The sequence below is a fragment of the Mycobacterium sp. 852002-51961_SCH5331710 genome, assembly GCF_001665535.1.
Lineage (GTDB): Bacteria > Actinomycetota > Actinomycetes > Mycobacteriales > Mycobacteriaceae > Mycobacterium.
Genome location: NZ_LZSQ01000035.1, coordinates 66,479 through 87,230 on the forward strand (window position 1 = coordinate 66,479; position 20,752 = coordinate 87,230).

Annotated in this window: 18 protein-coding genes; 5 read left to right on the forward strand and 13 right to left on the reverse strand. The window is 69.0% G+C overall.

The genetic code is table 11. The features are described 5' to 3' along the window. The first annotated feature begins 35 nt into the window (after positions 1-35). The 3 genes from A5752_RS05285 to A5752_RS05295 are packed head-to-tail and all read left to right on the forward strand — an operon-like array spanning position 36 to position 4,680. Positions 36-911 carry a TIGR03619 family F420-dependent LLM class oxidoreductase gene (locus A5752_RS05285; protein WP_067083058.1) on the forward strand — a complete coding sequence of 292 codons (876 nt, stop codon included), beginning with the start codon at positions 36-38 and terminating at the stop codon, positions 909-911. Further along, entirely contained in the window at positions 908-3,211 is a 2,304-nt protein-coding gene (locus tag A5752_RS05290) for a CaiB/BaiF CoA transferase family protein (protein ID WP_067083060.1), read from the forward strand. The genes A5752_RS05285 and A5752_RS05290 overlap by 4 nt, the downstream gene beginning before the upstream one ends. After that, on the forward strand, positions 3,211-4,680 hold the full coding sequence (locus A5752_RS05295; protein ID WP_067083062.1) for an acetyl-CoA acetyltransferase: 1,470 nt from the start codon (positions 3,211-3,213) through the stop codon (positions 4,678-4,680). Before A5752_RS05290 ends, A5752_RS05295 begins: the two co-directional genes overlap by 1 nt. A gap of 23 nt (positions 4,681-4,703) precedes the next feature. Here A5752_RS05295 and A5752_RS05300 read toward each other — a convergent pair whose 3' ends face one another. The 7 genes from A5752_RS05300 to A5752_RS05330 all read right to left on the reverse strand — a co-directional run bounded on the left by A5752_RS05300 (position 4,704) and on the right by A5752_RS05330 (position 12,174). Then, the gene (locus tag A5752_RS05300; RefSeq protein WP_067083064.1) at positions 4,704-5,291 is read right to left on the reverse strand and encodes a hypothetical protein; all 588 of its coding nucleotides are present in this window, start codon (positions 5,289-5,291) and stop codon (positions 4,704-4,706) included. Positions 5,292-5,346: 55 nt separating this feature from the next. After that, positions 5,347-6,075 carry a DUF72 domain-containing protein gene (locus A5752_RS05305; RefSeq protein WP_067083065.1) on the reverse strand — a complete coding sequence of 243 codons (729 nt, stop codon included), beginning with the start codon at positions 6,073-6,075 and terminating at the stop codon, positions 5,347-5,349. 4 nt (positions 6,076-6,079) lie between these two features. Then, a complete protein-coding gene (locus tag A5752_RS05310) occupies positions 6,080-6,727 on the reverse strand; it encodes an HhH-GDP family DNA glycosylase (RefSeq protein ID WP_067083067.1) in 648 nt (215 codons plus the stop codon). Further along, entirely contained in the window at positions 6,708-7,079 is a 372-nt protein-coding gene (locus A5752_RS05315) for a TfoX/Sxy family protein (RefSeq protein ID WP_067083068.1), read from the reverse strand. The genes A5752_RS05310 and A5752_RS05315 overlap by 20 nt, the downstream gene beginning before the upstream one ends. A 108-nt stretch (positions 7,080-7,187) precedes the next feature. Next, positions 7,188-9,512, reverse strand: coding sequence for an endopeptidase La (gene lon, locus A5752_RS05320; RefSeq protein ID WP_067083070.1), 2,325 nt, complete (start codon positions 9,510-9,512; stop codon positions 7,188-7,190). A 204-nt stretch (positions 9,513-9,716) separates the two neighbouring features. Beyond that, a complete protein-coding gene (locus tag A5752_RS05325) occupies positions 9,717-10,721 on the reverse strand; it encodes an esterase family protein (RefSeq protein ID WP_067083072.1) in 1,005 nt (334 codons plus the stop codon). Between the two features lie 172 nt (positions 10,722-10,893). Then, entirely contained in the window at positions 10,894-12,174 is a 1,281-nt protein-coding gene (locus A5752_RS05330; protein ID WP_156613637.1) for an alpha-hydroxy acid oxidase, read from the reverse strand. Positions 12,175-12,247: 73 nt separating this feature from the next. Between A5752_RS05330 and A5752_RS05335 the strand changes: the two genes are divergently transcribed. Then, a complete protein-coding gene (locus A5752_RS05335; RefSeq protein WP_067083074.1) occupies positions 12,248-12,700 on the forward strand; it encodes a DUF1810 domain-containing protein in 453 nt (150 codons plus the stop codon). Here the strand turns inward: A5752_RS05335 and A5752_RS05340 are convergent. From A5752_RS05340 to A5752_RS05360, 5 genes are read right to left on the reverse strand one after another with little or no spacing between them, the layout of a single operon-like run. Next, the gene (locus A5752_RS05340; protein ID WP_067083075.1) at positions 12,684-13,988 is read right to left on the reverse strand and encodes an alpha-amylase family protein; all 1,305 of its coding nucleotides are present in this window, start codon (positions 13,986-13,988) and stop codon (positions 12,684-12,686) included. The genes A5752_RS05335 and A5752_RS05340 overlap by 17 nt on opposite strands. Continuing rightward, complete coding sequence (locus A5752_RS05345; protein ID WP_067083077.1) at positions 13,985-14,464, reverse strand: nucleoside deaminase; 480 nt, start codon at positions 14,462-14,464, stop codon at positions 13,985-13,987. Before A5752_RS05345 ends, A5752_RS05340 begins: the two co-directional genes overlap by 4 nt. A 17-nt stretch (positions 14,465-14,481) precedes the next feature. Further along, on the reverse strand, positions 14,482-16,164 hold the full coding sequence (locus A5752_RS05350) for a tetratricopeptide repeat protein (RefSeq protein WP_067083079.1): 1,683 nt from the start codon (positions 16,162-16,164) through the stop codon (positions 14,482-14,484). Next, positions 16,103-17,161 (reverse strand): hypothetical protein, encoded by a 1,059-nt coding sequence (locus tag A5752_RS05355; protein ID WP_067083080.1) that lies wholly within the window; start codon positions 17,159-17,161, stop codon positions 16,103-16,105. The genes A5752_RS05350 and A5752_RS05355 overlap by 62 nt, the downstream gene beginning before the upstream one ends. Further along, positions 17,154-17,744 carry a TetR/AcrR family transcriptional regulator gene (locus A5752_RS05360; RefSeq protein WP_067083082.1) on the reverse strand — a complete coding sequence of 197 codons (591 nt, stop codon included), beginning with the start codon at positions 17,742-17,744 and terminating at the stop codon, positions 17,154-17,156. Before A5752_RS05360 ends, A5752_RS05355 begins: the two co-directional genes overlap by 8 nt. A 242-nt stretch (positions 17,745-17,986) precedes the next feature. Here A5752_RS05360 and A5752_RS05365 point away from each other — a divergent pair, with 242 nt between their 5' ends. After that, positions 17,987-18,613: a PaaI family thioesterase gene (locus A5752_RS05365; RefSeq protein ID WP_082963754.1), complete on the forward strand. Its 627-nt coding sequence runs from the start codon at positions 17,987-17,989 to the stop codon at positions 18,611-18,613. Here the strand turns inward: A5752_RS05365 and A5752_RS05370 are convergent. Further along, entirely contained in the window at positions 18,585-20,531 is a 1,947-nt protein-coding gene (locus tag A5752_RS05370) for an FUSC family protein (RefSeq protein WP_156613639.1), read from the reverse strand. The two genes, A5752_RS05365 and A5752_RS05370, sit on opposite strands and share 29 nt — an antisense overlap. Positions 20,532-20,752: the final 221 nt, after the last annotated feature.

Consider the following 20,752-nt stretch of genomic DNA (forward strand, 5'->3'; position numbering starts at 1 on the left):
GATGCGGGTGAACCTACCCATTAGCCTGTTCTTCCGTGTTGGGATTCGCGGTGCCACAGTTCGGGGAGTCCGCCCGGGCTGACCTCGCGCGCTACGCCGCCACCGCCGAGAACCTCGGCGCGGACAGCCTCTGGGTGGGTGACCGCCTGCTGACGCCGGTGAACCCGAGCGTCGGGTACGCGGGTCAGGACACCATCCCCGAACAATTCCGCGCCGCCCTCGATCCGTTCATCGCGTTGGCGGTGGCCGCCACGGCGACGACCCGCGTCCGGTTGGGCAGCAGCGTGTTCGTCGCACCGTGGTATCCGCCGGTGCAGCTGGGCCGCCAGCTGACCGCCATCGACGTGGTCAGCGGGGGCAGGCTCGTTCCCGGCTTCGGCATCGGGTGGTCACCGGAGGAGTTCTCGGCGGCCGGCGCCCCGTTCCGCGGCCGGGGAGCCCAGCTGGACGAGCTGCTCGACGCCCTCGAGGAGCTGTGGACGACCAACCCGGTGCAGCACGACGGCAAGCGGTGGTCGATCCCGTCGTCGTGGGTGGACCTCAAACCGGTCCAGCGGCCCCGCCCGCCGATCTATCTCGCCGCGTTCACCCCGGCGAGCCTGCGGCGCATCGGACAGCGCGCCGACGGTTGGCTTCCGGCCGTGCAGGTGCCCGGAGGTGTGGCACCCGAAATGCTCGCGCTGCTGCGCCGCACCATCGATGACGCCGCCCGCGAGGCGGGCCGGGATCCGTCGGCGATCCACACCTATGTGCGGATCAACGTCGCGGCGGGCACAGCGATAGACGCGGTCGCCGAGGCGGTGCGGACTCTGGCCGACGCCGGATATCCCGATGCCTTCGTCGACCTGATGTACGTGGCGACCGACACCGACGACCATCTGCGGTGGGTCGAGGAACTGCTGACGGCATGAGCGAAGCACTGCTGGCATCCGTGCGGGTGCTCGATCTCGGCGGCGCCGCATCCGACGGGGTGAGCCGGCTGTATGCCGATCTCGGCGCCGACGTGCTGAAGATCGAACCGCCCGGCGGGCATGCGGACCGGCGGGCGTTGCCGACCGTGGCCACGGCCAGCGTGCCGTTTCTGCTGAACAACGCGAACAAGCGGTGTGCGGTTCTCGACCCCGCCGCCCCCGAGGACCGCCAGGCACTGTGGGACCTGGCGAGCACCGCCGACATCGTCGTCGACGGCGGGAGACCCGGCGGCGCAGCCGAATTCGGAATGTCGTGCGCTTCGCTGGCGCAGCGGTTCGATCAGCTCGTCGTGCTGTCGGTCACCGACTTCGGCACCGACGGGCCCTACGCCTCGTGGCAGGCCACAGACCCGGTCTTGTACGCGCTGTCGACGGCGTTGTCACGTACCGGGCCGACGACCGGCACGCCGGTGCTACCGCCGACCGGCCTGGCGTCGGGGACCGCGACCGTTCAGGCGGCGTGGGCGGCACTGGCTGCGTACTATCGCCGGTTACGTACCGGCACAGGCGATTACATCGACTTCTCCCGGTTCGAGGCGGTGCTTCAATCGTTGGATCCGCCGTTCGGATCCGAAGGGCAGGCCGCCGTCGGGATCAAAAAGACCAGCGAGATCTGGCGCGGCAGGCCGCGTAACCAGAACATCTATCCGATCTTCGCGTGCAAGGACGGCCACGTCCGGATCTGCTTGCTGTCGCCGCGCCAGTGGCGGGCCATGCACGCCTGGCTCGGCGAGCCCGAGCAATTCGCCGATCCGAAGTTCGAGACGATCGCGGCCCGGTATGCGGCATCGCGTGAACTCAATGCGCTGATCGGTGATTTCGTCGCTGCGCAGACGATGGAAACGCTGGTCGCCGAGGGTCAGGTGCGGGGCGTCCCGATCGCGGCGGTGCTCACCCCCACAGAGGCGTTGGCCTCCGAGCACTTCCGTGCGGTTGGTGCGCTGACCACCGCGAAGCTCGCCCCCGGCGTGGAGGTCGTTACACCCGTGGGGCCGTTCGTCGTCGACGGGCAGCATCGCGGTCTGCTGCGCCCGGCGCCCGATGCCGGAGCCGACGAGCCCGCTTGGGCGACAACGCCATCGGAGGCTCAGCGGCCTGCGACTACGGTGCAGCGGCCGTTCGAGGGCATGCGCATCCTCGATCTCGGCGTCATCGTCGCCGGGGGTGAACTCGGCAGGCTGTTCGCCGACCTCGGCGCCGAGGTGATCAAAATCGAGAGCGCCGCCTATCCCGACGGGCTGCGACAGGCTCCACCCGGTCAGATGATGAGCAGATCCTGGGCGCTGACCCACCGCAACGAGAAGAGCCTGGGCCTCGATCTGCGGTCGGCCGCCGGTGCCGAGCTGTTCTGCCGCCTGGTCGCCGACGCCGACGCCGTCTTCGCCAACTTCAAGCCGGGAACGCTTGCGTCACTGGGGTTCTCCTATGACCGGCTGCGAGAACTCAACCCCAGCGTCGTGTTGGCCGAAAGCAGCGCATTCGGTGCGGGCGGTCCGTGGAGCGCGCGCATGGGATACGGGCCGCTGGTGCGCGCGACCACCGGCGTCACGTCGCTGTGGGCTTCCGCCGAAGGCGAGTTCTACGACGCGACGACGATCTTCCCGGACCACGTCTCGGCACGGCTCACCGCGATCGCCGCGCTGGCCGCACTCATCCGGCGCGACCGCACCGATCGGCCCGCACACGTCCACGTCTCGCAGGCCGAGGCCGCGGTGAGCCAGCTCGCGGCGCGCTATGTCACCGAAGCGGCGCGCGAGGCGGGCCTGCCGATCGTCGACGACACCGCCGAACACCGCGTGTATCCCTGCGCCGGTGACGACGAGTGGTGCGTGATCTCGCTGCGCTCGGACGACGACCGCGGGACATTGAACTCTCTCACCGGCGGCGTCGACACCGCGGAGTGGACTCGCGCCCGCGACAAGACGGAGGTGGCACGCGCACTCCAGGAAGCCGGTGTCGCGGCCGCCCCGATGAACCGCGTCGTCGACGTGCCCGCCGACCCGCAGGTGTGTTTTCGAAAGTTGTACTCCGACATGGAGCATCCGCTGTTCGAGGCGCCGATGCTCAGCGAGACGCGGCCTGCGCCGTACACGAACATCCCGCCCGCACGGCTGCTTCCCGCGCCGATGCCGGGGGAGCACACCCGAGAGATCTGTCAGCAGATCCTCGGCATCTCCGTTGAGGACACCGATCGGCTCATCGCCGACGGCACACTTTTCGCCTATCGAGAAAGGCAGTGATGGAACCCAGAACGCCGGTGTTGGTCGGCTACGGACAGGTCAACCAGCGAGACGAGAACCCCGAGGTGTCGCCGATCGACCTGATGGTCGACGCGGCGCGCAACGCGGCGGACCCCAGGGTCCTCGAGGCGGTCGACTCGGTGCGAGTGGTCAACCTCCTGTCGTGGCGGTATCGCGATCCGGGTCTGCTTCTCGCGCAACGGTTGCACGCCGACAACGCCTCCACCCGCTACACCGGGGTGGGCGGCAACACCCCGCAGTCGCTGGTCAATGAGGCGTGCCGGGACATCCAGAACGGCCGCGCCGAGGTGGTCCTGATCGCTGGCGGCGAAACCTGGCGCACACGAAGTCGGCTGCGCGCCAAGGGCATCAGGCCGGACTGGCCGCGCCAGGATGAGTCGGTGCCGATGGCCGAGGGCGCCGACGAGGGCGTGCCGATGGCCGGACCCGCCGAGATCAAGATCAACCTCGACCGGCCCGCGTTCGTCTACCCGATGTTCGAGCAGGCGCTGCGCATCGCCGCGGGGGAGTCCGACGAGGAGCACCGGCGCCGCATCGGCGAGCTGTGGGCTCAGTTCAGCGCGGTCGCCGCGACCAACCCGCACGCGTGGAACCGCGACGCCGTGCCCGCCGACCAGATCTGGCAGCCCGGACCGAGCAACCGGATGATCAGCTGGCCGTACCCGAAGCTGATGAACTCCAACAACATGGTCGACCAGGCGGCAGTCCTCGTGCTCACCTCCGCCGAGAAGGCGACGAATCTCCAGATCCCCAAGGACCGGTGGGTTTTCCCGTATTCGGGTACCGATTCGCACGACACGTATGCGATCGGCGAGCGGGCGGAATTCCACACCTCGCCGGCCATCCGCATCGGGGGTCGACGTGCCCTGGAACTGGCCGGGATCAGCGTCGACGACGTCGCGCTGGTCGACGTTTACTCCTGCTTCCCGTCGGCGGTCCAGGTGGCGGCCAACGAACTCGGCCTTCCGCTCGGTGACCCCGACAGGCCGCTCACGGTGACCGGCGGGCTCACCTTCGCGGGCGGGCCGTGGAACAACTACGTCACCCATTCGATCGCGACCATGGCCGAACGGATGGTCGCCGCGCCCGGGCAGCTCGGGTTGATCACCGCCAACGGCGGCTACCTCACCAAGCACAGTTTCTGCGTCTACGGCACCGAACCGCCGCCGCACGAATTCCGTTGGGAGGATGTGCAATCCGAGGTCGATCGCGAGCCGACCCGGGAGGCGCTCGTCGACTGGTCGGGCGTGGGCACCGTCGAGACGTGGACGACACCGTTCGACCGGGAGGGTGCACCGGAGAAGGCGTTCCTCGCGGTGCGCACACCGGACGACGCGCGTGTTCTGGCGGTCATCCCTGACGCGGCGGGTGCGGCCGCGACGGTCGAGGAGGACATCGCGGGCGCGAAGGTCCAGGTGAACCCGGACGGCACGGCCGCGTTGATATAGCCGGTACGGCCGCGTTGGTCTAGCTACGGCGCGTTGGCGGGCACTTCGGTGTAGCGGGGCTGGAATCCTTCCGGGGCGAAGGTGAATCCCCTGCCGGTCGCCTCGCTCATGCAGGAGACCCCCGCGTCCTGCACGTTGCAGCGGAATCCCGCGACGGCCAGGATCCGGTTGAAGTCCAGCACCCTTGCGTCGCCGAGGACGAACTCCGGTCGCGTCAGCGCGACGAACCGGGGTTCGCCCTCGCGTTCGACGATGATCGCGTTGGGTGCGGCCTGCTCGCCGGCGGAATCGCGCACGGTGTCCGGTTCGCCGGTGATGTTCATGCTGGACAGCGGGGCGTTCGCCGACTGGCATCCGGCCTTCTCACGCGGGACGATGGCGCACGCCCACCGCCCGCTCGGCGTGGTGAAGTGGTACACGGCCGTCCCCTCCGGATGCGCGACGTAGTCGAACGCGTCGACCAGGTGGGCGCGGTTCGGCGGGGCAGGCGGTTCCGCGGTGGTGGAGGTCGGCGGTGACGCGACGAACGGCTCGTCGGTGGTGACGATCCGTTCGGCCGAACATCCCGCGACGACGACCGCGGCGGCCGAGATCAGAGAAAGAACACGCATGTCGGCTCCTAAGCGTGCCGCAACCGGATTGCGCCCGCGGCGGCGGGGTCCGGGGTCAGCCGGCCAGCATCGCTTTCAGCGTCTGCGCGTTCCACACCGCGTGCCCACCCAGGTCGTTGTTGAAGTAGACCAGCACGTGCCTGCCCTCGCGGTCCCAGGCTCGGATCCGGTCTGCCCAGCGGCGCAATTCGTCTTCGGGGTACGACCCCGCGTACATCGAGTCCTGGTCCGGGCCGTGCATCCTGATGTAGACCAGGTTGCTGGTGGCCCGCGGAACGCAGCGCAGGTGGGCGCCGCTCATCACCACATACGCCGTTCCGTGGCGCTCGAGCAGGTCGTACACTGCGGGGTCGTCCCACGACGGGTGCCGCAACTCCATGGCCACCGGGATCCGGTCCGGCATCAGCTTGAGGAAGTACTCCAGCCGGGCGTCGTCGCGCTCCAGCTCGGGATGCAGTTGCACGAGCAGCGCTTCGCTGCGGTCGCCCAAGAGATTCCAGCACCGCTCGAAGCGCTCGACCCACGGCTCCGGCTCCCGAAGCCGCCGGTAGTGCGTCAGCCCTCGCTGCGCCTTGACCGACATCGTGAACCCGTCGGGCAGCCGCTGCCGCCAGCCGGCGAACGCGCTGTCTTTCGGCCAGCGGTAGAAGCTGGCGTTGAGTTCCACGGTGTCGAACTCCTCGACGTAGCGGGCCAGCCGCTTGACCACCGGCGTCCCGGCGGCATACAGCACGTCCTTCCAATGGTCGTACGACCATCCGGACGTGCCGATCCGGATCGTCACCGCGTCATCCCCCTGCGGCCACGCGGTCGCGCAGCTCGTCGTCGAGCGACGCCTTGACCAACGCGGCGGCCAGCTTCGCGCATTTACGCGGCGCCAGCGCGGCGAGTTCGTCGCCGTCGGTGGGCAGTCCGAGTTCGCGCGCGGCGGTCGTGGCCCGCGAGTCGAAGTACGGCCGGACCCATGTCCAGGTGTCCTGTACCTCCCGCAGGAAGATGTCGGCGCCGGTGTCGCCGATTCCCTTGAATCGCTTCAGCGCTCGCGCCACCGCGGTCACATCACGGTCGTCGGCTCCCTCCAGCTTGCGGAGGTCCCCGCCGTACTCGTCGACGACGGACTGCGCGATGTCGGTGAGCCTGGTCGCCGAACTCTCGTCGTATCGCACGTAGTGGGCGCGGCCGAAGGCGCGGATCATGTCCGCGCGGTCGGCGTCGAGAACGGCCTTGGGGGTGCGCAGGCCCGCGCGGGACAACTCCCGCGCGGCTGCCCCGGCGATGGCGGCGTCGATCGGCTTGCTCGACAGCATGCACAGGGTGAGCAGTTCGAAGAGCGGCATCGGCTTGTCCGCCAACCGGATACCGGCGTCTTCTGCGTAGGTCGTGCCGGCCTCGTCGAGCAGGCGCTTGGCCAGCTTCTTACGTGCTGCGGCGTCCACGTCGGCTGGCGTACCCGCGCTCTTTCGGGGGCAAACTCTTCGCGAAATCGACCGAGCGCGTGACCCACGGCTGCAGTTGCCGCTTGGTGCTGACCCCGACGCTCGACACCCGCAGCCATCCGCGCATCTCCCTGCCCGCCATCACCATCGGTGCGACGTGCTCACGCGCCAACAGCTTGGCGGTGTCGTCGGGCGGCACCCGCACCATCAGACCGCCCTGACCGCTGGCGGCCACCGCCATGTCGCCGTTGACCAGGAACGCCAACCCGCCGAACATCGACTTCTCCTCGACTCCGCGCTCCCCGCTGAGCAGTTCGCGGATCCGGTGGGCGAGGTCCTCGTCGTACGCCATGCACCGACGGTAGCGGCAGCGGGCGACATATCACCGGCTAAAGCCGGCCCCGAACACACTCAGGGTCGCGACCGGAAGCTCGGCCACGACCCTGAGTGCGTGTTGTGGTCAGGCTGCGATCGTCGCCGCCTCGACGGGTTGCAGCGCCTGCGCGACGATGTCGGCGACGTCGGTCATCGGTTTGACCTCCAGCGCGTCGAGCACGTCGGCCGGCACATCGTCCAGGTCCGGCTCGTTGCGTTGCGGTATGAAAACCGTTGACAGACCAGCCCGTTGCGCCGCCAGCAGCTTCTGCTTGACGCCGCCGATGGGTAGCACCCGGCCGTTCAGCGTGACCTCACCGGTCATACCGACGTCCGCGCGCACCTGCCGACCGGTGGCCATCGAGACCAGCGCGGTCACCATCGTCACGCCCGCCGACGGACCGTCCTTCGGCACGGCACCTGCGGGCACGTGCACGTGGATCCGCCGGTCCAGCGCCTTGGGGTCGACACCCAACTGCTCGGCGTGGGAGCGCACGTAGGACAACGCGATCTGCGCGGACTCCTTCATGACGTCACCAAGCTGCCCGGTCAGTTGCAGCCCGGGTTCACCATCGGTGGCGCCTGCCTCGATGTAGAGCACATCGCCGCCGAGCCCGGTGACCGCTAACCCGGTGGCCACGCCCGGCACCGCCGTGCGTTCGGGCGACTCCGGCAGGAACCGCGGACGCCCCAGGTACTCAACGAGATCCGGTTCGTCGACGGTGATGCTGGTGACCTCGTCTGCCGCCAGCTTGGTCGTCACCTTGCGCAGCGCCTTGGCCAGCAGCCGCTCGAACTGACGCACGCCCGGCTCGCGGGTGTAGTCCGCCGCGATCTTGCGCAGCGCCGCCTCGGTCACCGTCACCTCGTCCTCGGTCAGCGCCGCCCGTTCGCGCTGCCGCGGCAGCAGGAAGTCGCGGGCGATGGCGACCTTGTCGTCTTCGGTGTAGCCGTCGATCTGCACCAGTTCCATGCGGTCGAGCAGCGCCGACGGGATGTTCTCGATCACGTTGGCCGTCGCCAGGAACACCACGTCCGACAGGTCCAGGTCGAGGTCGAGATAGTGGTCGCGGAACGTGTGGTTCTGCGCCGGGTCCAGGACCTCGAGCAGCGCCGCCGCGGGGTCGCCGCGGAAGTCGGAGCCGACCTTGTCGATCTCGTCGAGCAGCACGACGGGGTTCATCGAACCCGCTTCGCCGATGGCACGCACGATGCGCCCCGGCAGCGCGCCGACGTAGGTACGCCGGTGGCCGCGGATCTCGGCCTCGTCGCGTACACCGCCCAACGCGACGCGAACGAACTTGCGGCCCAACGCCCGGGCCACGCTCTCGCCCAGCGAGGTCTTTCCGACCCCGGGCGGACCGGCCAGCACCATCACGGCGCCCGAACCGCGGCCGCCGACGACCTGCAAACCGCGCTGGGCGCGGCGCGCCCGCACGGCCAGGTACTCGACGATGCGGTCCTTGACGTCCTCCAGGCCGTGGTGGTCGGCGTCCAGGATCGCCCTGGCCGCCTGCAGGTCGGTGGAGTCGTCGGTGGTGACGTTCCACGGCAGGTCCAGCACGGTGTCCAGCCAGGTGCGGATCCAGCCGCTCTCCGGGCTCTGATCGCCGGCCCGCTCGAGCTTGCCGACCTCGCGCAGCGCGGCCTCGCGAACCTTCTCCGGAAGGTCGGCGGCCTCGATGCGGCTCCGGTAGTCATCAGACGACCCCGTGCCGTCGTCATCGCCCAATTCCTTGCGGATCGCATTGAGCTGCTGACGCAGCAGGAATTCCTTCTGCGTCTTCTCCATGCCTTCGCGCACGTCTTCGGCGATCTTCTCGTTCACCTCGACCTCGGCCAGGTGGGCACCCGTCCACTCGATCAGCGCGCGCAGGCGCTCGGCGACGTCGGGCGTCTCGAGCAGCTGGCGCTTCTGGACCTGGGTGAGGTACGACGCGTAGCCCGCCGTGTCGGCCAGCGCCGACGGATCGGAGAGCTGGTTGACGAAGTCGATGATCTGCCACGCCTCGCGCCGCTGCAGCATCGCCAGCAGCAGCTTCTTGTACTCCGCGGCGAGGTCATAGGTCGCCTGAGGCACTGGGTCTTCTTCCCTGACCACGGTCACCTCGACCCACAGCGCCGCACCGGGTCCGGTCGCACCGGCGCCGATGTGCGCGCGGCTCTCGCCCCGCACCACCGCGGCCGGCCCGCCGACCATGCGGCCGACCTGCACGATCGAGGCCAGCACGCCGTACGACGGGTACCGGTCCTCGAGGCGCGGAGCGATCAGCAGCTCGCCGGATTCGCTGGCACGCGCGGCGTCCACCGCGGCGCGGGCGGCCTCGTCGAGTTCGATCGGCACAACCATCCCCGGCAGCACGATCGATTCGCTCAGGAACAGGACCGGAACTGTCTTGGCTTCAGCCATCAATCCTCCAAAGTTTGAGTCTGTTGCGCTCAACCTTCGGAGGGCCTCGTTTGTTCCCGCTCGTCAGGTGTGACGTACGCCCTCGGCGAGTCACGACCATGACCTCTCCACTCGCGTGCCCGGCAACCGTCCCCGAACGGCAGGAAGCCTGCCGTTCGGGGGAAACGGCAGGCTTCCTGTTGTGGGTGGATCTAGGCGGTGCTGTCAGGCACTGGCCTGCGCTCCCAGCACTCGCTGGATGTCAGGCTTCATCATCTCGAGCTGCTGACCCCAGTAGCCCCAGCTGTGAGTCCCCTGTGGCGGGAAGTTGAACACGCCGTTGGTGCCACCCGCGGCGATGTAGTTGTCCTTGAAGGTGACGTTGGTCCGCAACGTGAACCCTTCGAGGAACTGTGCCGCCATCAGGTTCTGGCCGGCCACACCGCCGTCGAGATCCGACGGCGTACCCGTGCCGCAGTAGATCCAGATGCGGGTGTTGTTGGCCACCAGCTGGTTGATGTTGACCATCGGGTCGTTGCGCTTCCACGCCGGATCCGTCGACGGACCCCACATGCTTTCGGCGTTGTAGCCGCCCGCGTCCTGCATCGCCAGCCCGATCAGCATCGGCCACCAACCCTCGGACGGGTTGAGGAAGCCCGACAGCGAGCCCGCGTAGATGAACTTCTGCGGGTGGTAGATGGCGTAGGTCAGCGCGCTGCTGCCCGCCATCGAAATGCCCACCACGGCATTGCCGTTCTGCGACACGCCCCTGTTGGCTTCCAGCCACGCCGGGAGTTCCTGGGTCAGGAACGTCTCCCACTTGTAGGTGTAGTCCTGGCCGTTACCCCGAGACGGTTGGTACCAGTCGGTGTAGAAGCTGGACTGCCCACCGACCGGCATGACGACCGACAGCCCGGACTGGTAGTACCACTCGAAGGCCGGGGTGTTGATGTCCCAGCCGTTGAAGTCGTCCTGGGCGCGCAGGCCGTCGAGCAGATACACCGCATGCGGTCCACCGCCCTGGAACTGAACGCGGATATTGCGATTCATCGCGGGGGAGAACACATCCAGATACTCGACCGGCAGTCCCGGACGCGAGAATGCCCCGGCTGTCGCCGAACCCCCGACGAATCCGATCAGCCCGGGCAGCGCAGCCGCGGCAACCGCGGCCACCGCCATTCGGCGCAACATTTTCGTGCCGGTAGTCCGGCACCTCTCCAAGATTCTCATAACGGCAACCAACCCACCTTTCATCGCTTCCACAAGCAATTGCCGTTTGCTGTGCGTTGGTAATGAAACACGTAGTCGCGCTGCAACTGTCGTCCCGACATGCGGTTGCGAAGTCGCGGTTGGCTAACGATTACGACTCAGCGCGGACTCACGGACAGGCAGAAAGGGGCTGTCACCAGTGTTGTTGGAGTGACTCAGGAGGATTTCGGTCCGTGCCCGACACGCGGGGCTGCAACCGGTGCAACTGAGTGACGTGGCCGGGGCCGAGCTCGCTCAGCGACGTCACCCCGAGTAGCCGCATTGTGCGCGCGACCTGCTGCGAGAGGATCTCGATGGCCCGGTCGACGCCGGCCCCGCCACCTGCCATCAGCCCGTAGAGGTAGGCGCGACCCACGAGCACGAAGCGCGCGCCCAGCGCGATCGCCGCGACGATGTCGGCGCCGGACATCACGCCGGTGTCCAGCAGAATCTCGGTGGTGTCGCCGAGTTCGGCGGCCACGGTGGGCAGCAGGTGAAACGGCACCGGCGCGCGGTCGAGTTGGCGGCCACCGTGATTGGACAGCACGATCCCGTCGACACCGAGTTCGGCGACGGCCCTGGCGTCCTCGAGTGTCTGAATTCCCTTCACCACCAACTTGTTCGGCCACTGCTTCTTGATCCAGGCCAGATCGTCGAAGTCGACCGTGGGGTCGAACATGGTGTCGAGGTACTCGGCGACGGTGCCGGGCCAGCGATCCAGGGAGGCGAACGACAGCGGTTCGGTGGTAAACAGGTCGAACCACCACCGCGGATGCGGGATTGCGTCGAGCACCGTGCGCAGCGTCAGCATCGGGGGGATGGACATCCCGTTGCGGGTGTCGCGGTGGCGTGCGCCTGCGACCGGCACGTCGACCGTCACCAGCAGTGTGTCGTAGCCCGCGGCGGCGGCGCGCTCGACCAGCGCCATCGACCGGTCCCGGTCCTTCCACATGTACAGCTGAAACCAGTTGCGGCCGTGCGGGTTAGCCGCTTTGACGTCTTCAATGGAGCTGGTACCCAGCGTCGAGAGCGAGAACGGAATGCCTGCCCGCGCGGCCGCGCGCGCTCCGGCGACCTCACCCGCGGTGTGCATGAGCCGGGTGAAGCCCGTCGGCGCGATGCCGAACGGCTGGGCGGCGTGGCCGCCGAGCACCATCGCGCCGGTGTCGACGCGCGAGACGTCACGCAGGATGGTCGGGTGGAACTCGATGTCACGGAACGCTTGTCGTGCACGTGCGAGTGACAGCTCATCCTCGGCAGCGCCGTCGGTGTAGTCGAACGCCGCCTTCGGGGTCCGGCGTTTGGCGATGCGGCGCAGGTCCTCGATCGTCAGCGCGGCCGCCAGACGGCGCCGCGTCGCGTTGAGTCGTGGCTTCTTGAACTGCAGCAGGGGGGCCAGTTCACGGGGGCGCGGAACACGGCGGCGCGTCACGATGGCGCCTCCGTCCGCCGGCCGCTGCACGTGGTCATTGAACCGCACAGGTTAGCTTGTCAGACTGGCCGGTGACATGGCTAAAGACAAATCGCCTTCCGACGACCCCTTCGACCTGCAGCGCTTCGTCGACGTCCAGGAACGCGTGTACGACACGGTGCTCGACGAACTGCGCGCCGGGCGCAAACGCAGTCACTGGATCTGGTTCGTCTTTCCCCAGTTGCGTGGGCTCGGCAGGAGCCCGACGGCGCAGCGGTACGGGATCGGTTCACTCGCCGAGGCTCGGGCTTATCTCGCCCACGACGTGCTGGGTCCGCGCCTGCACGAGTGCGCCGACCTGGTCGCTCGTAGTGAGCAATCGTCCTCCGACGTGTTGTTCGGGTCGCCGGACAACCTGAAGGTGCGGTCGTCGATGACGTTGTTCGGCAGGGCCGCCGACGACCCGGAAGTCTTCGACCGCGTGTTGGCGAAGTATTACGACGGCCAACCGGACCCGCTCACCGTCGAACTGCTCAGCGCGGAGCGATGATCAGCCAGCCGTGGGGCCCGGCCTCGGTGGTGGAGACGACCTCCGAGGGCGGGGCACCGGACCCGGCGAGCACTTCACCCCGATCGAAGCCGAGGTCGGGAAGCGAGATCGGCAGGGGCTCGTCGTCGATGTTGAGCGCGACGACCAGGGACTCGGAGCCGGCGCGACTCTGATACACGTACTGCCGGTTGGTCAGCTGCAGCGGTGAGGTGCGCGCCGCGTGCAGCCACGCGTGCCGTCGGCGCAGCCCGATCAGGAATTTGTGCAGACGGAACACGTCGGCGCCATGTTCATTGAGATCGGCTGGGGGAGAGGTGAACTCGGGTCGCACCGCGTCGTCGCCGCCGAAGCGCTCTTCCTTGATCCCGGTGTAGGCGAACTCGTCGCCGGCGTAGACGCTCGGCGTGCCACCGGTCGTCATCTGCAGCACCAACGCGTGCTCGAGGTGCCGGATGTCGTCGAGCTGGCTGGCGATCCGAGTGACGTCGTGATTGCCGACGAAGGTCATCGGCACGAAGGTGTCGAGAAACTCGTTGTGCCGCACCAGCGCCCAGTCGAGCTCGTGGAAGTTGCCGTCGTTCAGCGCGCTCCACACGGCCTTCCACAGTTCGTACTGGGTGACCGAGTCGAACCCGGATGCCCGGACCCGCTGCGAGTAGTCGCCGTGAATGATCTCGGCGAGAAAGTACGCGTCGGGAAAGGTTTCGCGGACGCGCGGTAGCACCTGGGCCCAGAACCGGTCCGGCACCGCATAGGCCGCGTCCAGGCGCCATCCGTCGGCGCCGCGGCCCAACCAGTGGGTCATCACGTCGACGACATAGTCGATCACCGCCGGGTTGTCGTGGTCGAGCGCGACGAGGTCGCCGTGGCCCTCGAAGGTGTCCACGCCGCCGCCTCGGGTGCGGAGCCAATCGGTGTTGGCGAAATCGGTTCCGACATGGTTGAACACACCGTCGAGCAGGATACGCAGGCCGCGGCGGCGGGCCTCGCCGACGAGCGTGTCGAAGTCGTCGTCGTCACCGAGTCGCGGGTCGATGCGGAAGTGGTCGGTGGTGTCGTACCCGTGGGTGCGCGAGGAGAAGATCGGCCCCAGGGCGAGCCCGGACGCGCCGAGTTCGATCGCGTGGTCGAGCCAGTCGACGATGCGCCGCAGCCGGTGCTCGTCGGGCCCCGGCGGTGGATCGGCGGGGTGCGCGCCGACGAAGCCGAGCGGATAGACGTGCCACCAGATCACGTGCTCGACCCAGCCCGGTTCGGCGACGGCTGTGGTGTGCGACGGATCGGTCACGGCCGGAACTTCGCTTCGTAGAGGGTCCTCATCTGATCCCTGTACCCGTCTGCGGGCCCGTCCACCTCCAGACCCGGCGCGATCGTGGTGATCGGCAGCGGGGCCACGGGCGGCGGCGGCGCACCCCACTCGGTCAGCCAGCGAGTCAGCTGCTCCGAGGATGCGGCGTAGACGATGCGACCGAGCCCGACCCAGGCGTGGGCGGCCGCGCACATCGGGCAGTGCTCGCCCGAGGTGTAGACGGTGGCCACGGTCCGCTGTCCGGGCGTCAGGTGGGCCGCCGCCCAGCGGGCGATCGCGAACTCCGGATGGCGGGTGTGGTCGCCGTCCTTGACCCGGTTGCGGTCCTCGAACAGCGTGCGTCCGGTGTCATCGACGAGAAGCGAGCCGAACGGCTCGTCGCCGTCCTCGAGCGCTTCACGCGCCAGCTCGACGCAGCGGCCGAGGCGGGCGATGTCGTCGTCGCTGAGGGCCACGTTTCGGAGTCTACGGATCAGTCGCAGCAGGCCGGGGGGACCTCCAGCCGGCAGGCGCACGAGGCGCGGATCGGGACGTCGGCGCGCGCCGCGGCGAGTGCGAGTTGCTGACCGATGATCGCGGCCTCGGCGTCGCGGCCCAGCCGCTGCAGGCATTCGTGGTAGCCGTGCAGGCTCCACACGTTGTTCGGATGCTGGCACGGCCGAGGCAGCGTGGGATCGAGCCCGAGGTCAGCAGCGTACACCGCGGCGGCCTCCTCGGCGCGGCCCTGCTCGAGCAGCAGCGCGCCGTAGGCGTGGCGGGTGGGCTGCATCCATCCCCACGGCTCGTCGTACGGTAACGCGTCGTCGAGCTCGATCGCCCGTCGCAAATGCGCGAACGCGGTGTCGTGATCGCCTGCGCGGTAGGCGATCTCGCCGTCGAGCATCGCGCCGGCGATCGCGAGGATGTCGAGCACGGTGTTGTTGAACAGATACCGGCTCTCGGGGATGCGGCCGTAGGCGTCGGCGAAGGCTTCCCGCTCGGCGCGGGCCTGCTCCAGGTTGCCCTTCGCGGCGTGAGCCACTCCGCGTCCGTAGTGGATGGTCGCCACGGTGCTGCAATAGAGTTCCGGGTCCTCGGGCAGCGGTTCGGCGATCAGGTCGTCCCAGCGGCCGAACCGCACCAGCACATGCGTGCGCAGGGGAACGAAGGCCTCCAGCCAGTCGGCCATCGGCGGTGACTCGATCGCCAGCACCTCCCGGGTCAGCTGCGCGACCAGTTCGTCGGCGGCGGCGAAGGCGGTGCGCGAATTGCCCTCGAACATCGCCGAATACACCACGAAGTGCAGGTTGTGCGCCCGGTACAGGGAGTAGAAGTTCAGCGGGCCCTCTCGTTCAACGAATCGCCGATCCACTTGAACCGCCGCCAGATTCGACACCACCGAGTCGCGGTAGTTGCCGCACAGCACGTCGATGTGGCTGGGCATGTGCTGCAGATGGCCGGCGTCGGGCACCAGGCCGCGCAACAGATCCGCGGCAGGCAACGCGTCCTGCGGGGTCGTCGACATCTCCATCGTGTGCAGGTAGAGGTGCAGGATGCCGGGGTGGACGCGGCCGGCGTCGGTGGCCAGCGCGTCGTCGAGGATCCGCTTGGCCGCCACTACCCGCGAGCAGGGTGCGGGTTCACCGGTTCTGGTGTCCCACAACGCCCATGCCGTCACGTTCACCAGCGCGTCGGCGGCGAGGGCCTGGACGTCGACGTCGTCGGGGTAGGTCCGCGCCAGCGCCGCCATCGCGTCGGCGTAGCGGGCACCCCCGGCCGCCTGCGCTTCGGCGTCGTCCGGATCCTCGGTGGGGAAGCGATCCTGCAGCGCGGCGATCAGGCCTTGCTCAACCGGCGACGCCCGGTTGTCCACGGCCACTTGCAGTTCCATCCTGGCGCGTGCCAGTGATGCGGCCGCGTCGACGGGATCGAAGGCCTCCCAGCCCTTGTTGTAGTTCGGTCCGATCGCGTAGGCGATGCCCCAGCGGGCGATGGCCAGGCCGGGGTCCAGTTCGAGCGCCCGCTCGAAGCAGCGGATGGCCTCCTCGTGGTTGAACGCGTAGCACCAGACCATCCCGCGGTCGAACCACACCTGCGCCTGCTGCGACGGTGTCTCAATCGGCCGGTGATAGGACCCGAGGTCGTAGTAGGTCTCGTCGCCAGGCGAGATGCTCATGCACCGCACGATAATTCACGCGGGCAGCGGTTGCGGCGGTTGCGAGCAGACATCCCGCGGCGCCCCACAACAGCAGCGTCATCAGCGGTGTCTGCGCGCCGTTGCCGCCGAAGTAGACGGTGCTGCGCAGCAGCGAGACGCCCGCGCCCTGCGGCACGATCGTGCTGAAGATGGAGTAGAACTCCGACAGCAGCGGGCGGCCGACGGGGCCCGCCGCGGCCGCGTTGCCGACGATCACGAGGAACCCCGTCAACGCCAACGAAGCGGCGGAGCCGAACGCCGCGGCGACGCCGGTGATCGCCCCGCCGACCGCCATGGAGTACAGCCACAGCGTGCCGAAAACCTGCGACGTGTGGCCGACCAACGCCCCGAGGATCCCGTCGACGTAGAGCGTGACGCCACCCGCGAGCAGGGCGGAGTACCCGGCCAGGGTCACGGTGCGCAGCGCCAGGGTGGCGGGGGTGCGCACGGTGCCCATGAACCTGCCGAGCACCGTCGCCGCGACCGACGCGCCGATGGACAGGAAGATGACCGCGTAGAACTCGACGGTGCCCGACGGGTCGCCGGCCGACGGCGGCGCGACGTCCTCGACGACGGGGCGCAGGCCCGCCTTGGAAGCGACCGCCTCACCGACGGTTTCGGCCGCGGCGGCCACACTGCGGCCACCGCCGCCGGCCACATAGGTCGTCATCGCACCGCCGGAATCGACGGCGAACGCCGCGTCGGCCTTGCGTTCGTAGACCTGCTGGCGGGCCGCGGCTCCGTCGGCGACCTCGGTGATCGTCAGTGCGTCGTTGCCTTTCAGACCGTCGACGAATTGCGGCGGCCCGGCCACGGCGACCGACAGGTTGTGCAACTCCGGTTTGGCGAACGCGCCCGAATAGCTGGCGATCATCGCGATGACGACGAGCGTCATGCCGAGCAGGGCCAGCGCGGTCGTGCGCACGGCCGCGCGGTTGCGGACTCCGGAACGCTCGGCGGCGTGATGCTTACCCATGACGTGAACCTCTCGAATGTTCGGGAACGCCCAGCAGGGCGTTGACGGTGTCCAGTGCGGTGCGCACGCGGTCGCCGAGGTCGGTGGCGCTCGGGTCGTCCATCCACGAACGCAGCACCTCGGTGAAGCCGCCGACCAGGAACCGGGTCACGGCCTCGGGAGCCACCCCGGCGATCGCGGTCACCGCGGGCATGGCGGCGGCGGCCATCTCCTCGCACGCCGGCGTCAGCTCGGCGCGGAACGCCGCGACGACCCGTTGGGCCACCGTGCTGGAGACGACGTGGCGGTATACCGCGCGGTGTTCGGCGACGAAGTCGAACAGCCGCAGGATGCGGGCGCGGGCGTCGCCGCCGATGTCGGCGGTCGCGGCGGCGAACGCGACGGTGACCGCCGTCGCGACGGCGTCGTCGCGGTCGGTGAAGTGCTGGTAGAACACCTGCCTGCTGACGCCGGCGTGCGCCACGACGTCGCCGACGGTCAACCCGTCGACCGGCCGTTCGTGTGCGAGCGCGAACGCCGCATCCCGGAGAAGCGCCCGGACTCTCTCCGCGCGCGGGTCGGCGCTGTGTGCGCGTGCTGCCATACGAGCAGCCTAAGGCACTTCGTAGACAGATGACTACGAAAAGATAGGTAATCTAATGCGAGCTTGGGGCCCAGTGTGACGTGCACCTCGCTAACGCCCCACCCAGACCCGCCGCCCCACCCAGACCCCGCGAGCGCTCACTCTTGTACGCCATAGGCCTTCAAACGCGTACAAGGTTGAGCGCTCGCGCCATGGTTACCGGCGATTCGACAACCCTTACTGGAACGTGTTCTAGTGCTTGCGTGGTGGAGTTCACCGACATCGGGAACGTGTCGGCGGCCGAGATCGACCGGCTGCGCGGCGTTTACGGTCCGCTGGCCGATTCGGTCCGGGAGCTGATCGACGCGACGATCCGCACCGAGGTCGACGCCGACACGGTCGCGATCGTCCGCGACCAGATCGACAAAGCGACGGCGGCACTGCGGTCGCGGCAGATCGACGGTGCGTTCGGCGTGCGGTTCACCTCCGAGGGCGACCAGCTGCCGTGGGGGAATCCGGTGATCGGGCTTCGCAATCCGGTCGCGCCGCCGTTGACCATCGAGCACGACGATCACGGAGGCGTTTACACCGACTTCGAGCTCGGCGCGGCCTACGAGGGCCCGCCGGGACATGTGCACGGCGGGATTTCGGCGCTGATCCTCGACCATGTCCTCGGCGAGGTCGCCGCCAGCGCGGCGAGCCCCCGGTTCACGGGCACCATCACGTTGCGCTATCTGCGCCCGACGCGCCTGGGGCGGCTGCACGCAGAGGCGACGATCACCAGGACCGAGGGCATCAAGTCGTACGCGACGGGTTATCTCTCCGACGACGAAGGCGTCACCGTCGAGGCCGAAGGCGTGTTCATCGAGCCGAAGTGGGCTCGCGGATAGCGGCGATGCCCGACAGGCTGCGCGTGATCGCGGCGATCTCGGACACCAGGACCCGAGCGGCCCCGTCGTCGCCGGAGAGGCCCTCGGCCTTCTCGCGCACCTGCTGATTGGCCGCGGTCAGCGCCCCGAGGTCCACAGTCCACGGTGTCCCCGGATTCGTCGGCGCTCCCCGCAGCGCGTCGACGAAATCGTCGACGGCGGCGATGAATTCGGGGGTCAACGCCGCCGGTGGCCGGTTCGGCAGGTTGGCCTCCAGCGCGGTGCACGAGATGGTGACGGCGTTGAGCGCGGTGCGATACGAGCGCAACCAGCGACGCAGCTCCCGCGACTCCATCCGGGTGGCACCCGAGGCGGCCTCGAAACCTGCGCGGGCGCGGTAGGCGTGCTGCCACGCCGATGACACCGCGTCGGTCGGATGGTCAAGCGGATGGACATAGGCCCTGACCACCGTTGCGGCGTAATCGATCTCGGTCTTCAGCAGTTCACCGGCGCGGTGGTGCAACCGCGTCAGCGCGTGGTCCGGCAGCGCGACGTGCGCCACGACCGCCAGCCCGCCGCCGACCACGATCGAGAACAACCGGTCCTCGAGCGTCGCCCCCGAGGTGGCCGCGTCGATCTCGAGAAGGAATACGACCGCCGCGGCCAGGGCAGCACTGGTGGCGATGTAACCCGTCCTGGTCGCGGCATACGTCGCGGCGAGGCACAGCGTGGCCACCGCGGCGGCTATCCACCCCGTGGGGTGCACCAGCATCACGATGACCGACGCGACGACGACGCCGGTAGCGATGCCCGCCAGTCGGCCGACGCATCGCGTGTAGGTGTGGGCGGTCTCGGGGCGCAACACCATCAGCACGGTCAGCGCGATCCAGTAGCCGTGCGCGACGGGTGCGAACCGGTCCGCACACGCGGCGACGGCCACTGCCGCGGACAACCGGATGGCGTGACGCAGCAGCGGCGACGTCAACGTCAGGTGCGAGCGGACGGTGGCCAGCGCGGCACGCACGGGACTGATCACGTCCGGCCGGAACAGATCGGGAAACCGCAACTCCGCCGCTTCGTGCAGCTGCTGCGAAAGCCGTTTGATCTCAGGGTTTTCCGGGTCGTCCAGCGCAGCCACCGCGGCATCCAACCGAACCAGGCCGTGCTCGGCGTTGCGCCTCGCGACATGGGTGTGGTCGGCGATCGCGTCCAGCACCTCGGCGGCGGCCGCCAGCACCCGGGAGACGTCGTCGCGCTGGCCCACCGGTGTGCCGCGCAGCGTGCGCAGCGTCGTCATGATCCGTTCGGGCAGCCGGTGCCCGCCTCGGTACGCCTCGGGTCGACGGCTGGCCTGGGTGTCGAGGAACGCATCGCGCAGCGACGGCAACAGCGGCGTGCCGGCGGGCGTCTCGTCCTGCTCGGCGGCCTTGCGCGCATCCGCGGCCAGTGCCCCGTACGCCTCGGCAAGGGCCCCGCGCTGAGCGCGCCACCGCTGCGGCGGCCATACCGCGATCAGCCCGGCCTGCAGGGCACCCGCGGCGATCGTCAGGGCGGTCGGGATGAGGACCGACGACGCGGTGGGCGCAAGCGGGGGAGCGATGGCGAGCAGGGCGCCGCCGGCGGCGGCCACGAGTCCTGCATTGTTGCCGACCGCCCATTGCAGGCCCGCACCGAAGCACCACACGGCGAGCGCGGCGACGAACGCGACGTCGTACGAGGAGAGCAGGGCCCCGAGGAAGACCGCCGCGCTCATCTGCGCGGTCACGATCAGCACGCGGGCGATCCGGCCGCCGGGGCTGTCCTGGAGCGCGACAGCGCCCGCCACCGCCGCCGCACCGGCCACCCACACAGCGGTCGCACCCGAATCCCACAGCAGCGCGATCGAGGCGACCGCCAGCACGCCTAGCAAACTCCGGCAAACCGCCCCCGGTTCGGGCATGGCCGGCCGGAGGGCATCGATGGCCCTGCTGCGGGTGCTCACCTACTCATTCTGACCCCTGCACCCAACCGCTCGGGGTACCACACGCGTCAATTTCGCGTTGTTGCGGCGACATAGCCGACGACCAGCCCCGAACCTGGATCCGCACCGACCCAAACATGATGTGCGACAGTGCAAACCCGCCGCGTCGCGGGATCAAGCGGGAGCCGGCGCCCTGATTT